The organism is Halosimplex amylolyticum, assembly GCF_051414035.1.
GTDB lineage: Archaea > Halobacteriota > Halobacteria > Halobacteriales > Haloarculaceae > Halosimplex > Halosimplex amylolyticum.
This window is the reverse complement of sequence record NZ_JBLKNW010000003.1, coordinates 66,805-80,993: the sequence shown is the minus strand read 5'-3', so window position 1 is coordinate 80,993 and position 14,189 is coordinate 66,805. Positions and strand designations below refer to the sequence as shown.

Below are 14,189 nucleotides of genomic sequence, written 5' to 3'. Positions count from 1 at the left end.
AGTATCCCTCAGGACTGCAGCACGCCGTTGATCGAGTCCGCGGCCTGCGAGAGCGCCGCCTGCGGTTCCTGTTCACCGAGAAGCGCACGGGTGATCGCGTTGTTGAGCGGACCCTGCATCTCGAGGAGTCGCGGGTGCATCGGCGGCGCGTGGCCCTGTTCCATCGCTGTCTCGAACGCCCCGAAGATCTGCTGACGTTCCTGGACGTAGTCGGTTTCGAACCCGGACTGTCGCGCCGGGAGATACCCGAGGTCTTCGACCGTGACGCGCATTCCTTCCTCGCTGTTGACCCAGTCGATGAAGTCGAGGGACGCCTGGCGTTTCTCCTCGTTCACCTGCGTCGAGACGGAGATACTGTTGCCGCCGAGGAAGCTCGACCGTTCTCCGCCCTCCGGCTTGGGGAACATGGCGGTCCCCATGTTGTTGAACAGGTCCTCGTTCTGGTCTTTCACCGCGCCGACGCCGGTCCCGCCGCCGTACATCATGGAGGTCTCCTCTGCCGCGAACGCACCGTAGGTGAAGCTCTCCGTCGACGTCTGGTCGGTCGAGTAGTCGTTCTCCTGCAGTTCGAGGAAGAACTCGAGCGCGTCGACGGCCGGCTGTTCGTCGATGAGGCACTCCGTCTGGTCCTCGTTGAGGAACTCGCCGCCGCCCGCCCACACGTGGGGCATGAAGAAGAACATCTCCAGCCCGACGAACCCGAGCGTGTTCGACAGTGGCGTTTCGTAACCCGCCTGCTGCAGCGCGTCACAGGCGCTGAGGAACTCGTCGAAGGTCTCCGGCGGGCTTTCGGGGTCGAGACCGGCCTCTTCGTAGTGGTTTTTGTTGTAGTAGTACGCGCTCAGGTCGATCCAGAACGGCATCGCGTAGTAGTTATCTTCCCACTGGATGAAGTCCTCGCGGAGTGGCTGGAAGATCTCGTCGGTGTACTCCCGACTCTCGTAGAAGTCGTTGATCTCGTCTAGCGCGCCGAGCTGCACGAACCGCGGCAGGTACACCACGTCGAGCCCGAGCACGTCGGGGGCGTTGCCGGCAGAGATCTGCGCGATGAGCGACCGGTACTTCTCCTCGACGGGCTTCATGCTCGCGTTGACCTGGATGTCGTCCTGCCCCTCGTTGAACACGTCGGCGTAGATCGACGGATCGGACCCGCCCTGCCGGTCACGGTACGTGATCTCGACTGGCGAGGAGTCGCCACCGGAGCCGTCGGAACCGTCGGAGCCGTCAGAGCCGTCGGAGCCGTCGGAGCCGTCGGACGTACCTCCATCACTACCGTCCGACCCGTCCCCACCGTCCGAGTCGTCGTTTCCGCTGCAGCCCGCCAGCCCGACCGCGCCCGATGCACCGATCACTCTCAATAGTTGACGTCTGTCAATGTCTCGCATCATCAGATAGTCCCTATCCAACTACTTAACTCTTTTTATATACACGAACGATCATCGGGAATTATGGCACTCGCGTCGGTCGGCAGCTTCGCCACGTCGCTCGCAGGAATCGGCGCAGGAACGAAGCAGAATTCCGATCCGACCGGATCAGACGTAGTGGAGTGAATCTTCGTGAGGTGGCAAGACAGACGGTGAGAACACAGTGGTACGACACGGCTATCGAGCCAACTCCCCATCACTCTGATACGTTCCTGACCGCCACGAGAACAGTCCGGGATCTCGTCACTGTCAGTGACGGGACCAGCCGGTCGGAAGGCTTCTGGTCGACAACTATCGGTCGGCGATCTCCCGTTCGAACGCTCGCCCGACGGGCCCCTGTTTAATGTGGTTAAACAGCCGCTCCGGGAACGATTGTACCTCCCCATCGGCACCTCTGGAATTACAGAACTATCTCTGTAATTCTCTCCTTTTTCAGGGACTGTTGACCAGCGATCGTTCAGATCGCTCTGCAGGTCTCTGCTCTCTAGAGACTGAGATCGGAGGATCTCGAACTCTGTTTAACGTCAATAAACAGCCTCGGCAGAACTGCACGAGGAGTAACCGATCAATTCCAGTTCGGGGAGAGCACGATCAACAGCTGGATACCCTCTCACGTCCGCGGTCTCGCGGCCGGTCGTTCTCCCGAGAGTGCACGAGTCAGCAGCGGGTGGCGGAATTCGGTTCGAAACGTTCGGGACCGGCGGAGGGAGAAGGGGTCGGAATTACTCTCCAACTATATTATTGCTTACAGTAATCGATAAATATATGATATGTGTTATATGGCGAAATCATTCTAGATGGAACTGGTTCTGGTAGACTGTAAAGACGCTGTGTTGAGAGAATCCACCGATTAAGGGGAGTATCGGGTGGCTTGGAGACTCTCTCCGCGGAAAATTGTCGAATACGGAGAATTTTGCTAACACGGATTATACGCAGATGTCCAATGATAATCATGGGCTAAAAACCTCCTCAATTGCTATTATGGCGGTTGATCATCTGCAATAGACGTAATCGGCCCAGAATCCAGCGTGATCGGCGTCTCGTCGGCGATTACCCTCTTCGCTCGACCGTGTGCCGTTTCGTCCGCGAAATATATCATTACGCTTTGTATAATGTACCTCTTCTATATCGGTCATCGCGCAAGCAGTGAGCGCCCCTTCCGGGGGTCGGTGAGACTCACGGAAGATGGAACCGGTCGGCTTGCCGTGACTGGCCAGCCGGCGACTCCCCCTGGGATCCGCGAGAGACGCTACTAAGTGCGAGTACCACGTACCGCTGTGAGAGCCCTGCCAATGACGGACGCCATCCGAACGCTCCCCCTGTCTGCAGTCGATATTCGGGACGACTTCTGGACGCCGCGTCTCGAAACGAACCGGTTAGTCACGCTCGAACACCAGTACGACCACATCAAGGCGAACGGCTGTCTCGACAACTTTCGACGGGTTCTCGGCGAGGCTGGCGGCGAGTTCGAGGGGCCGATGTTCGTCGACGCGAACGCGTACAAGTGGCTGGAAGCGGCCAGTTACGTACTGGCGACCGAAGAGATGCCGTCGCTTCGCCGGAAAGTGGACGAGGTCGTCTCACTGATCGAACGGACGCAGGCCGAGGACGGGTACCTGTGCACGTTCTTTATGCTCGCCGACCAGGAGGACCGATGGACGAACTTCAGCCGGATGCACGAACTGTACTGTGCGGGCCACCTGATCGAAGCCGGGATCGCACATCACCGGTCGACCGGTGAGACGACGCTCCTCGACGTCGCCCGTCAGTTCGCCGACCACATCGACGAACGGTTCGGACCCGGGCAGCGCGAGATCATCCCGGGACACGAGGAGATCGAACTCGCGCTCGTCGAACTGTTTCGAGCGACCGGCGAGCGACGATATCTCGATCTTTCGACGTGTTTTATCGACCGACGCGGCCGAGATCCGTCCCCCCTCGCCACCGAGTTCTCCAGGGAATGGGAACTCGGCAGCACGGAAGACTACGACGAGGTGCTACAGTCTATCGAGGCAAACCGCGACGTCTTTCTGGACGAGTCGGGGACGTACGACGGTCGATTCGCCCAGGACCACGCTCCCGTCCGCGAACAGGAATCCGTCGAGGGCCACGCCGTTCGAGCCACGTATCTATACACCGCGGTCGCGGCGTTGCTTCGGGAGATCGCCGACCCGGAACTGTTCGATGCAGTCGAACGGTTGTGGGAGAGTATGGTCAGGAAACGGATGTACGTCACCGGCGGGATCGGTTCGACGTCGGAAGGCGAGGCCCTGACGACGGATTACGACCTCCCGAACGAGACCGCCTACGCGGAGACGTGTGCCGCGATCGGCAGCGTTCGCTGGAGTCAGAAGATGTTCGAACTGACCGGCGAGGCGAAGTACATCGACGTGCTCGAACGAGCGCTGTACAACGGGTCACTGGTCGGCGTCTCGCTCGACGGAACGCGATTCTCCTACTCGAACCCGCTCGAAACCCAGGGGACGTACGAACGCAAAGAATGGTTGTACGTCGCGTGTTGTCCTCCGAACCTCGCACGGACGCTCGCGTCCCTCGGCCAGCACGTGTACGCACAGGACGCCGACTCGATCTACGTGAACCTCTACGTCGGCAGCGATATCGAGACGACCGTCTCGGACCACCCGGTCCGTCTCAGCCAGCGGACCGAGTACCCGTGGCAAGGGGACGTGGACGTCGAGGTGTCGCTCCAAGCGCCGACCGAGTTCGAGGTGAAGTTCCGCATCCCGGACTGGGCGGACGGATACGAAATGACGGTAAACGGCCGATCGATCGCCGCCGACGCAGTAGACGGGTACGCTGCTGTCCGCCGTACGTTCGAGGACGGTGACGAGATCTCTCTCACGTTTCCGATGACGATAGACGTCCTGGCGGCGCATCCAGACGTCCGAGCCGACGAGGGACACGTCGCACTGCAACGAGGACCGCTCGTGTACTGCGTCGAGTCGGTCGACAACGCTGTCCCTGTCCACCATCTGATACTCGGTGACCCGGAATCGCTCACCGCCTCCCACGACGAATCGCTGTTGGAAGGCGTCACGGTGATCGAGGGGACCGCGACGGTACAGCGTCTCGACGAGTGGGACGACGCACTCTATCGACCTATCGACGCCGTCGGGACGGACCAGACGACCGTCACGGCGATCCCCTACTACGCCTGGAACAATCGCGAGCAGGGCGCGATGAGGGTGTGGCTCCGACTCGCGTAGTCCGCCACACTCTGGGTGCCGATGCGAACTGTGCTAGAAGCGCTGAGTGACAGTCAACTTCTGTCTGATCTCGTCGGCCGTACTGATGACTTGCTGCCGGACGTCGTCGAGATACTCGTCACTGAGCCGATTCGCTGGCCCGGTCACCGTCACGGCACCGACGGGACGTCCGTCCGCTCGTATCGGCGCCGCGACGGTCCGGTTCTGGACCCTGGCGTGATGGGACTCCGACCGCGGCTTCCCGACGTCGGGTTCGGCGATGTACGGCATCTCCTCGTCGAACTCGCCGCCCGAGACGAGGTACCCGTCGCGACGGATCGCCGCGATCTCGGTGGCCAGTTCGTGGTCGCTGTCGACCGCACCGACCGCCTCGGCGAACTCGTCGTCACCGGGCGGTCGGTCCCCGCCGTCTTCGGACCCGGTGGCGAAGGCGAGGATCACCTTTCCCATCGCAGTCTCCGTGAGGGGCATCTTCGTCCCGACGGAGATGCTCTGCGTCGTCTTCTCGCCCTGTGCCTCGTGGACGACGACGACACTCCCGTCTTCCGGAATACCGAGGCAGACCAGCTCACCGGTCTCTTCGGCCAGGCGGTCGATCTCCACGCTTCCGTTTCGATAGACGGCGTGCTGATTCTTGATCGCTTCAGCGATCGTGAGAAAGTGCAGTGAGAGGCGGTATTTATCCCCCGACTTGTTCACGAACCCGTTCTCCCGCATCGTCTGGAGATGGACGTAGACAGTGCTCTTGTGGAAGGAGACGTGTTCCGCCAGCTCCGTCACTCCCGCCTCGCCCAGTTCGAGCAGCGCGTCGACGAGCGCGAACAGTTTCTCGCTCGATTTGAGCGTCTCCGGCCCGGAAGCGACCATGTCTCTCAGTCTGGTGAGCGTCGCATAAAGCGTTATCGCAGGGTGAGCGGCCGCGGAACAACTGCCTCATCGACGCGCCGCCGCCGAGAACCGTGGTGCTTCTTCGGTGACCGCCTCTCCCTGCGGGACCGACCTGTCTCTCGGTAGCGCTCCCGAGCGATACGTAGCGGGATACACCGCTACTAGCAAGGTTCAACCCCGCCAGTGGAGGGATCTCCCGTACGTCTGGGTTCCGCGACGCCGGTCGCGGGACGCCGACCGACCACGTCGACCGATTCACCATGACAGGACCCGAACGTGCCGACGGAACGGAGACCGTGTACGAAGACTACGTCCTCGACGTCCGCGTCGTCGAGTTCGCGCCCGGCGGGGATGCGGACCCGCGATACCGGTTCGAGGCGCCCGAACACGTCGAGATGACCTTCGACGACCCGGAGACGGCGACCCTCTACGCCGACGTCTACTTCGACGTGAACGGGTTCCAGGAGGAGGGCACCGGCGAGCGCGGGGTTCCGCCGGAGGTCGTCCAGGCGGGCCGGGACACGCTCGCCGCGTACTTCCTGACGATGCCCGGAACGGACACGAACTGGGTCGCCTCGTTCTACGGGAAGCGACCGAGTGAGATCGAGCGGTACGTCGGCGCCGTCCGCAGACGCGCCAAAGAGATCCGGACGGGCGTCGAAACGCGCGACCTCGAACGCGCCGTCGACCCCGCCTGATCGAAGGCTTCGACCAGCCGCGATCGGGCGCTCCCTGCCCGAAATTCACGGTCTCGAAGGCCGCACCGACCCCGTCTGAACCGCTGACGTCCGACCGGTGAATTGATGCGGGGAAACGCACGTCTCCACGGACTGCTCGTCCACGGGCCGCAGGATCCATCGTCGGAGGTCGGAACTTCGGTCACGAAGGCACACTGAGTCGGGACGATCGAGAACGATACTAATAGGTATAGACGTCTAACAGTATCTGAATTTGATGGTTATCAGTCGCTACCATCGGTCTTGCGCAGCGTTGGCTGGCAGGAATCCGATCCGTGCCGGTCGCGTCCGCCGGCTGAACATCGCCGCCGTCGTGCGAGCGACCCGATCAATGAAGCAGGCGAGTTTGCGAGACACAAAATACCTCTTTTTGCTTCATATTCTAGTAGCTTAGATAGTTATCTGTTTTTGCTAGCGTCTACACAAGCCCCTCTCACAGCACACCGTATTCCTCGTAGACTTCGTCGATAGGCATGCCTTCGGCGATCTTTCTGCGCTCTTCGTTTTCTTCTTCGTAGATGTCCTCGATACGCAACAACACTTCGTCGACGACTTCGCGGGGTATTATTTGAACGCCATCGAAGTCCCCGAATATGAAATCGCCCGGACGGACCGTGACGTAGTGACTTAGGTGACCAGGCAGATGGATGGGGACGTCAACATCAATAATCTCCCAACCGCCGTGCCAGTTCGGCGTCGTTCCCAGCGTATACACCGGGAACTCTTCCATCTGTCTCACGTACCGGGTGTCGCGAACGTTTCCAGCGCAGAGCATCCCACGGGCACCGTGTGAGTAAGCTAACGTGCAGCTCATCTCACCGAAGTGAGCCGGTTGCATGTCTCCACCGGTATCGAAACAGAGGATACTCCCGTCTGGCTGGCTCTCGACGGTGCGCATCATCCGTTTCTGCGGATGGACTTCTTCGTCTCCCTCAGCTTGTTCGCCGGGGTCTTCGGTCTCGTCAGTCGCGGCCTGCGTGTGGAGTTTGACGGGGAGGGCACGACCAGCCAGTATCTCGCCGTCGTCGATCGCGAAGAAGTCCTGATCGAATACGAAATCGCGGACGCCGACGTTGTACAGCGCATCTGCGACGCTGCCACCGTAACCGGCCTCCTTGAAGCGCTCGATGCGTTCGAGGTCCGTAATGTCGAGCTGTCGCGGCTCGTCCTCTAGATCGAAATCGTATTCTGGAGCCATGCTCCGCCGGACGTATAGACGATAATTGAGTCTATGGGTAGCGGCGTGCTATTCTCGTTTCGTGGTGGTGGATGGTTCCCGAACGGATGCTCGACTGTCAATGCGACTCTACCCTCGTTCGGGTTTTGGTCGTGAGATCCGGTAGTCTCGAGGGGAACCGTCCCGCATCGACGACCAGCGAATCGGGGCAGTGTTCTGTGGCTACAGCAAGCGTTAGAAATAGTTGCTCACTCTTGGGGAACGCAGGTTGGTCGAGGGCGGTATCGATCGCGCTGGTCAGTTACTCAAGCGAGTCGAAGAACCGGTTGCTGAGAGCGTTTTGGAATTGTCGCCAGTACCCTTCGACAGGACTGTGTTCGGGCGTATTCGCCGGTAACGTGACGAAGGAGAGGTCGTCACGGGCCGTCAGGTCCGTGACGGCCGACGCCTCGAAGTACGGCGCACCATCGAGCACGACGATCAAGTCTTATTCGAATTCTTTGTATCACGGAAATATGAAATAGTCCGCGTGATCAGCGGTAACGTACTCGGTGAACCGTGAGAAACAGCAGTTGCCGTCCTCGGTGATCGCGCCAAACAGGTACGTCCAGCCGCGTTGGCCGGAAAGTTCGACGGTCGGCCGCGTGCCGCGCGGAATCCACGCGGCTCGACCCGAACCGATCTCCTGGTTTGGTCGATGGAAACTATTTTGGCGTCCATCTCCGCTCGCATTTTTTGATCTCGTCGTGGAGCTCGTCTTTGTCGGATTCCTTGGCTTCGGCGGCTGTATGGGGTGGTCTTTGATACCTCAATCCAGCTTCTTTGAGCAACCGCCGACAACTCGGATAGGAGTACTCGACGCCGTAGGTTTCCTCGAGAAACTCCTGGACGAGCGCCGGCGTCCACGCCGGCGCGTCGATCCCGACTTCCTCGGGTGGTCCGTGAACGGATTGTTCGAACTCTTCTTGCTGTAATTCTGAGAGCTTTCGTTTCCTCCCCGATCGATGAGCATCAGAGACAGCTTGCGCAAGCGGTTCGTCCGTATCGAATCGCATCAGCCAGCTGTAGATCGTTCTTCGCCCGGTGTCGTGCCACTCGGCAAGTTCGGTTTGCGTCACGCCGTTTTTGTACGCGATCGCAGCTAACAACCGTTGTGTCGGCTTGTTTCCATCGACGTCGTCGAGGGCGTCATGGAGTTCTTCGACGGAGATCTCGTCGAGATGATCCATTGGCTATTGCTACATTCTATGAGCGGATAATTCTAACGGTTACTGTATCACTGGTACACCGTAGACGGGGCGCTCCGGACGACCGCATCCGTTCGGTCACTCCGCATCTCCATTCGATCGATCTGTGTGGGAGTTCTACGCTCGGCGGCGAGGTGACCACCGGGACGCTCGATTCGGGGAAACTCGACAATTTCGTCCTGGTCGGTTTCCTCCGTTCAGTCAGATATGATGGTCCTGTCGGAGTCCAGGAGTACTCGGTGGGTGGCGGCGTGTACACGAACTTGCATCGTTCGCTCACGGCGCTGGAAGACATGGACAGACGTGTCGCAGAACACCCTGAATAGGCCGGTATTCAGTTCGAATAGCGGCGTTCGATCGGTCCACCAGCGACGGCCAGTGGCCGAGTTAGCTGTAGACTCGACGCCCGGTCTCGTTGGCCTGAATGTAGTCCCAGTCGTACTCGACACCGAGACCCGGATCGTTCGGAACGGGCACCGTTCCATCGTCGTCGATAGCTTCTAGATCGTCCTCGTACTCACCGGCATAGACTGGTGGGGTCGTATTGGCGGCGTCGGGGTGAACGAGTGCCATCTCGTAGTAGTTCGCGTTCCGCGTGGCGGCCATGCAGTGGCGCTGCGCCGGGCCGGGTGCGTGGAATTCGGTGTCGAGTCCGAACCCTTCGGCGACCCTGGCGATCTTCATGGCACCGGTGATACCGCCGTCGTACTCCGGGTCTGCGCGGACGAAATCGGTCGACTCGTTCGCGACGAAGTCTGCGTGCGGCTCTAGGCCGCGGACGTGCTCGGTCTGGAGCAGAGGCGTATCGAGTTGCTGACGGAGTTTGCGGTGTGCGTGCTGAGAGATGCCTCCGTCGCGATACGGGTCTTCGTACCAGAGATAGCCGTACTCGTCGCAGGCCCGACCGATCTGGAGTGCGTCGGCGAACGTCTCGAGGTTACAGGCGGGGTCGACCATCAGGTCCATCTCTTCGCCGACTCGGTCGCCGACGGCACGCACTGTCGCGTCCAGGAGGTCGACGTCTCGCCAGTCGCCGTCCCAGCCGTGGACCTTGTAGCCAGGGTACCCCAACTCGCGGCATCGCTCTGCGAAGTCGGCGTACGCCGCCGGTGAATCGAGACCGCCGCTCCGGTCGCCCTGGTAAGTGGACGCGTAGGCCGGGAGTCGCTGACGGTACGTCCCGAGCAGTTCGTGGATCGGCGCGTTGTAGCGCTTTCCCGCGTAATCCCAGAGGGCGATATCGAGCGGGCCGATCCCCATTCGGTCGTACTTCCGGAGCGCGCGTTTCAACTCCGACCAGTGTTTCTCCCGCTCTAGAGGGTTCTCGCCGACGAGATAGTCCGCGACCATGTTGATCTGTGCCGCCCCCGGCGAGTTACTCCCGACGTACTCGCCGGTCAGTCCGTCGCTCACTTCGATCCGGACGGCGAAGAGTCGCCGCTCCATCTCGTTGCCGGGGTCGTAGACGATGTCGAAGCCACCGGGTGGCGTCCCGACGTCCCGGAGTTGATATCCGAACTCGATCGTTTCGATGCGTTCGATCTCCTGAGACATACCAAAACGACGGCCCGGGTCCCATATAACTGTGGCGTCGGTGGACCGTCACCGATCGGTACTTAGATCGACGTGATCCGTTGATAGTTGTCGTCTAGCGCCGCAGCGTCGTCTTCCAGGAGCGCGACGACGAGGTTGTCCGCGTACCCGTTCAGGTAGTCGACGACCTTCGTGATCCGGTCCGCGTCGATCGCTTCGATGGAGTCGAGGAGCATGAAGGGTACCTCGTCGTATACCTCGTGGACGAGGTAGCCGGCCAGCGCGAACACGAGTCCGGTGACCTCGCGCTCGCTCTCACTGAGGTGGTCGACAGTGTCCTCGTAGACTCGCCCGCCGTCGACGCTCCGGACGACGTGCAGGTCGAACCGTTCTTTCTCTACTTTGCTGCGACCCTCCCGGACGCGTTCGCGCGTCCGCTCGATCCAGATGCGCTCCAGATTGTCGTATTCGAGCAGTTCGAGAACCGTCTCCATGTGGTCGTTGAACTCCTCGATAGCCTCCTCCTGGAGCCGATCCACCTGGTTCCGGAGTCTGTCGAGTTCCCGCTGGATCTCTTCCCGACGGGATTCGAGCTCGGTGCGCTCGTCCCGTTTCGCTTCGATCCGTTCGATCTCGGCCTCGATCTCCGAGCGCTCCTCGGCGAGCCGCTCTATCTCGAATTCGAGTCTGTTCACCTCCTCGCTGATCTCGAGCACCTCGCTGTAGTCGGCACCCTGTAACGCCTCGACGTCGTCTTCCAGGTTGTCGATCTCGCCCTCGAGTTCGTCCCGTCGCTCCCGCAGCGAGCCGAGGCGTTCCGTCCTGTCTTCTATCTCCGCTTGGACGTCGGCGATCTCTTGCTGGAGCGACCGATACCGCTCGCGCTCCCGTTCGAGGTCGCGCTTCTCCGACTCGAGCCGGTCGATCTCTTCCTCGAGGGACTGTTGCTCCTGGACATTCTGCTCGCGGAGCGACCGTAACTGATCGAGTGTCGACTCTATCTGATCGGTTTCGACCGACGAACCGCAGGTCCAGCAGGTCACCGTCTCGGAGTCCGCGAGGAGTTCGTCGGTCACGGCTCCGCCATCGCCTGTATCGCTGCCGATCGCGGTCGCTACCTCTGGCTGTTCGTCCTCGAGGAACTCCGCGTTGAACTGGATGACCGACTGGAGCTCGGTCACGGTCCGGTCCATCGCGTCGATCTCTCCCCGCAACCGCTGGATCTCGGCATCGATGTCCCCGATCTTCTCGTCGGAGATCGGCGAGAGCCCTTCGAAATCGCTCTCCAGGTCCTCTTTCTCGGCTTCGAGCCCCGCGATACTCTCTCGCTCCGACTCGATCTTGTCCGTCACTCGCTGTAGCTCGTCCCTCGATCGGTTGAGATCGTCGAGCTTCGATTCGAGCTCTTCTTTCTTTTCTCTCGTCTCTTCCACTTCTCTGTCTGCATCGTCGAGCTCCGTCCGTTTATCTTCGAGATCGGACTCTACATCTTCGATTTCTGATTCTACTTCCGTCTTATTTTCTTCTAACGTTGGCAGTCTGTCCGTGAGATTCGATATGTTCTCTATTTCCGAGTCTATCTGCTTCTTCTCGCTCTTCAAATCGTCGATCTCTCGTTCGATCTCGTCCGTATCGACGGGTCGCATGAGGATCTCGCGGAGGTCGTCGCCACGCGCTACGGCCTGGCGACACTCGTTCGATTCCAGGAGGAACGCGAACAGATCCGCGAGAGTCGAGTCGTCCAGGTACGGGTCACCGGTTTCGACGACACCGTTGCCCTGGGCCGTGAGTGACCGGGTGTAGGTTTCGCCCCCGATCGTGAGCTCGGCTCGTCCTTCCTCGGCGTCGCCTTTCAACGTCGCGTTGTCGCTCCCGAGCGCGGCCATGATGGCCTGGAGCAAGGAGGTTCGATTCGTGGCGTTGCGGCCAGTGAGGATCGTCACCCCGGGAGAGAACGTGACGGCGCTACGGTCGATCCCCCCAATGTTCTCCACCGAGAGAGTCACTTCTTCCCCAATCCGTTGTCCTGAACTCATTCCGTCTGGTCTGTCAATCGCCCTCGGGATAAATCATTCCCTTCTTTTACACTGTGGGACACACCTAATCGCTTGCACACATGTTGTACCTTGGTGTCCGGCCACGTCGTGAAAATCTCCGTGTCTCCATCATGGTATGACGGACATAGGACTGTCATGGGTTAGTGGCGACCAATTCGACGACGGTGACAAGGTTCTATGACGCCCCTATGGCTGTCATAGTAGCGGCCGGGTAGACGAGCTCGGCAGATAGACCGCGGTTCGGCCAGTCAGCAGTCGCATCCGCCGTTCGCGATGATATCGGCGAACGCGTACTGCTCACCGCAGTCGCGACACTGGACGCTGACGAGAACCGTCACCCGCGCATCACCGACAGAGAGATACCCCGACCCCTCGAGTTCGGTCAGCACGCGTTCTGCGACGGTTGCCAGGCGGTTCTTCAGCCGCTGGACCGTCTGTAGTCGATCGTCGGCTCGTTCACTGTCGCTCCGATCGGGCGATTCGTAGCTCGCGTCTCGCTCGCTCGTGAGGTACGTGTGGATGGCCTGTCGGGAGACGAAGTCGGACTCCAACTGATCCACATCGACGCCCCGAGACTCCAGTTCGTTCTCGGCTTCGATTCGCGTCCCGCTGCTCACGTCGTCGCTCGTCAGCAACCGATAGTAGTTCGACGCCACGCCGTCGACCGGCTGTGTATCGGACGCTCGTAGCGCTGCCGCGATCAGCGATTCGTTCACGTAGTCGGCCAGTTCGCGGAGACTCATCCGTTCGTCTCCGTCCGCCGTCCAGCGCGACTCGAGATCGTCCCCGAGCCCGACCAGGTCGTATCGCTCGATGAGCGCCGCCACCTTGCTGCCAGGTCCCCCGGCAGTTGAACCCACGTCCGGCGCTGTTTCCTCGTCCATACTCGCTCAAGACCACGGGAGCAAAAAAGTATGTTCGATTTCACTCGACAGTGACGGTTGCGAGGCGTTCGTTCTCACCGAACGGACGATATCACGGATGTCACTCGCTCGTTCTCGATTCCCTTCGTGTCCCGTTCACTAGTCGTGCGATGCGGGTCGCCGTTCGGTCGAAATGGGATTCGACCACAACGAACAATCTTAATAGTCGTTGGTCACAAACGTCGTGGCATGGCCGAAGACAACGCGCGGCGGACGGTCCAATCGGACGAGAAACTCCTGCAGATCCTCTCTGCGATCCGCCAGCAGGAGGTCCGCGGGATCACCGAACTCGCCGACGAACTGGACTTCGCGAAGAGTACGATTCACAGCCACCTGGCGACGCTCGAGGATCACGGGTTCGTCACGAGGTTCGGAGAGGAGTACCACATCGGGTTACGCTTTCTGGACTACGGGATCTACTCGCGCGGACAGCGCCAGATATTCCAGGCCGCCCGGGAGCGGGTCGACGAACTCGCGGCCGAGACCGGAGAGCGCGTCTGGTGCATCGCGGAAGAACACGACCAGGCCGTCTATCTCTACAGCGCTGAGGGCGAACACGCCGTCCACACGCACGAGAACGTCGGGAGGCACACGTCGCTCCATCACATCGCGGCCGGGAAGGCGATCCTCGCACACTTGCCCCCTGAGCGGGTATCGGGTATCCTGGACCACACAGGCATGGAACAGCACACGTCCAATACGATCACCGACCGCGACGAACTCGAACGAGAACTCGAGGAGATCCGCGATCGCGGGGTCGCGTTCAACCTGCAGGAGTCGATGGAGGGACTTCACGCGATCGGAGCTCCCATCAAGCGCACGGGAGAGGGCGTCTACGGTGCGATCAGCATCGGGGGCCCGGCTCACCGGCTGACCGAGGACAAACTGGAGAACGAGCTGACGGATCTCTTGCTCGCGACCGCTAACGAGATCGAGATCAACGTCCGTCACCTCTGATCCCGCCGTCGCTTCGGCC

Annotated in this window: 9 protein-coding genes and 1 pseudogene; 3 read left to right on the top strand and 7 right to left on the bottom strand. The window is 60.6% G+C overall.

The window, feature by feature from the left end; genetic code table 11:
* Positions 1-8 precede the first annotated feature (8 nt).
* Complete coding sequence (locus ACMGFE_RS15655; protein WP_436926165.1) at positions 9-1,385, bottom strand: ABC transporter substrate-binding protein; 1,377 nt, start codon at positions 1,383-1,385, stop codon at positions 9-11.
* A 1,331-nt stretch (positions 1,386-2,716) separates the two neighbouring features.
* Here ACMGFE_RS15655 and ACMGFE_RS15650 point away from each other — a divergent pair.
* A complete protein-coding gene (locus tag ACMGFE_RS15650; RefSeq protein WP_436926164.1) occupies positions 2,717-4,651 on the top strand; it encodes a glycoside hydrolase family 127 protein in 1,935 nt (644 codons plus the stop codon).
* 33 nt (positions 4,652-4,684) lie between these two features.
* Here the strand turns inward: ACMGFE_RS15650 and ACMGFE_RS15645 are convergent, their stop codons facing one another.
* Positions 4,685-5,518 (bottom strand): IclR family transcriptional regulator, encoded by an 834-nt coding sequence (locus ACMGFE_RS15645; RefSeq protein ID WP_436926163.1) that lies wholly within the window; start codon positions 5,516-5,518, stop codon positions 4,685-4,687.
* Positions 5,519-5,799: 281 nt separating this feature from the next.
* On the opposite strand from ACMGFE_RS15645, the gene ACMGFE_RS15640 reads away from it, so the two are divergent.
* Positions 5,800-6,237: a hypothetical protein gene (locus ACMGFE_RS15640; RefSeq protein ID WP_436926162.1), complete on the top strand. Its 438-nt coding sequence runs from the start codon at positions 5,800-5,802 to the stop codon at positions 6,235-6,237.
* 472 nt (positions 6,238-6,709) lie between these two features.
* On the opposite strand, the gene ACMGFE_RS15635 is transcribed toward ACMGFE_RS15640, so the two are convergent.
* The 5 genes and pseudogenes from ACMGFE_RS15635 to rdfA form a co-directional block, all read right to left on the bottom strand.
* On the bottom strand, positions 6,710-7,474 hold the full coding sequence (locus tag ACMGFE_RS15635) for an RraA family protein (RefSeq protein WP_436926161.1): 765 nt from the start codon (positions 7,472-7,474) through the stop codon (positions 6,710-6,712).
* 213 nt (positions 7,475-7,687) lie between these two features.
* Positions 7,688-8,682: pseudogene (locus ACMGFE_RS15630) on the bottom strand (IS630 family transposase).
* A gap of 405 nt (positions 8,683-9,087) precedes the next feature.
* Entirely contained in the window at positions 9,088-10,254 is a 1,167-nt protein-coding gene (locus ACMGFE_RS15625) for an enolase C-terminal domain-like protein (protein WP_436926160.1), read from the bottom strand.
* Positions 10,255-10,316: 62 nt separating this feature from the next.
* Positions 10,317-12,269, bottom strand: a complete 1,953-nt coding sequence (locus ACMGFE_RS15620; protein WP_436926159.1) for an archaea-specific SMC-related protein — start codon at positions 12,267-12,269, stop codon at positions 10,317-10,319.
* A 269-nt stretch (positions 12,270-12,538) separates the two neighbouring features.
* Positions 12,539-13,174: a rod-determining factor RdfA gene (rdfA, locus tag ACMGFE_RS15615; protein WP_436926158.1), complete on the bottom strand. Its 636-nt coding sequence runs from the start codon at positions 13,172-13,174 to the stop codon at positions 12,539-12,541.
* 228 nt (positions 13,175-13,402) lie between these two features.
* Here rdfA and ACMGFE_RS15610 point away from each other — a divergent pair, with 228 nt between their 5' ends.
* Positions 13,403-14,170, top strand: coding sequence for an IclR family transcriptional regulator (locus ACMGFE_RS15610; RefSeq protein ID WP_436926157.1), 768 nt, complete (start codon positions 13,403-13,405; stop codon positions 14,168-14,170).
* Positions 14,171-14,189: the final 19 nt, after the last annotated feature.

Bases quoted from the DNA above. Each gene is read 5' to 3' on its own strand.
- ACMGFE_RS15655 (WP_436926165.1), bottom strand. From the start codon at position 1,385: ATGCGAGACATTGACAGACGTCAACTATTGAGAGTGATCGGTGCATCG.
- ACMGFE_RS15650 (WP_436926164.1), top strand. From the start codon at position 2,717: ATGACGGACGCCATCCGAACGCTCCCCCTGTCTGCAGTCGATATTCGG.
- ACMGFE_RS15645 (WP_436926163.1), bottom strand. From the start codon at position 5,518: ATGGTCGCTTCCGGGCCGGAGACGCTCAAATCGAGCGAGAAACTGTTC.
- ACMGFE_RS15640 (WP_436926162.1), top strand. From the start codon at position 5,800: ATGACAGGACCCGAACGTGCCGACGGAACGGAGACCGTGTACGAAGAC.
- ACMGFE_RS15635 (WP_436926161.1), bottom strand. From the start codon at position 7,474: ATGGCTCCAGAATACGATTTCGATCTAGAGGACGAGCCGCGACAGCTC.
- ACMGFE_RS15625 (WP_436926160.1), bottom strand. From the start codon at position 10,254: ATGTCTCAGGAGATCGAACGCATCGAAACGATCGAGTTCGGATATCAA.
- ACMGFE_RS15620 (WP_436926159.1), bottom strand. From the start codon at position 12,269: ATGAGTTCAGGACAACGGATTGGGGAAGAAGTGACTCTCTCGGTGGAG.
- rdfA (WP_436926158.1), bottom strand. From the start codon at position 13,174: ATGGACGAGGAAACAGCGCCGGACGTGGGTTCAACTGCCGGGGGACCT.
- ACMGFE_RS15610 (WP_436926157.1), top strand. From the start codon at position 13,403: ATGGCCGAAGACAACGCGCGGCGGACGGTCCAATCGGACGAGAAACTC.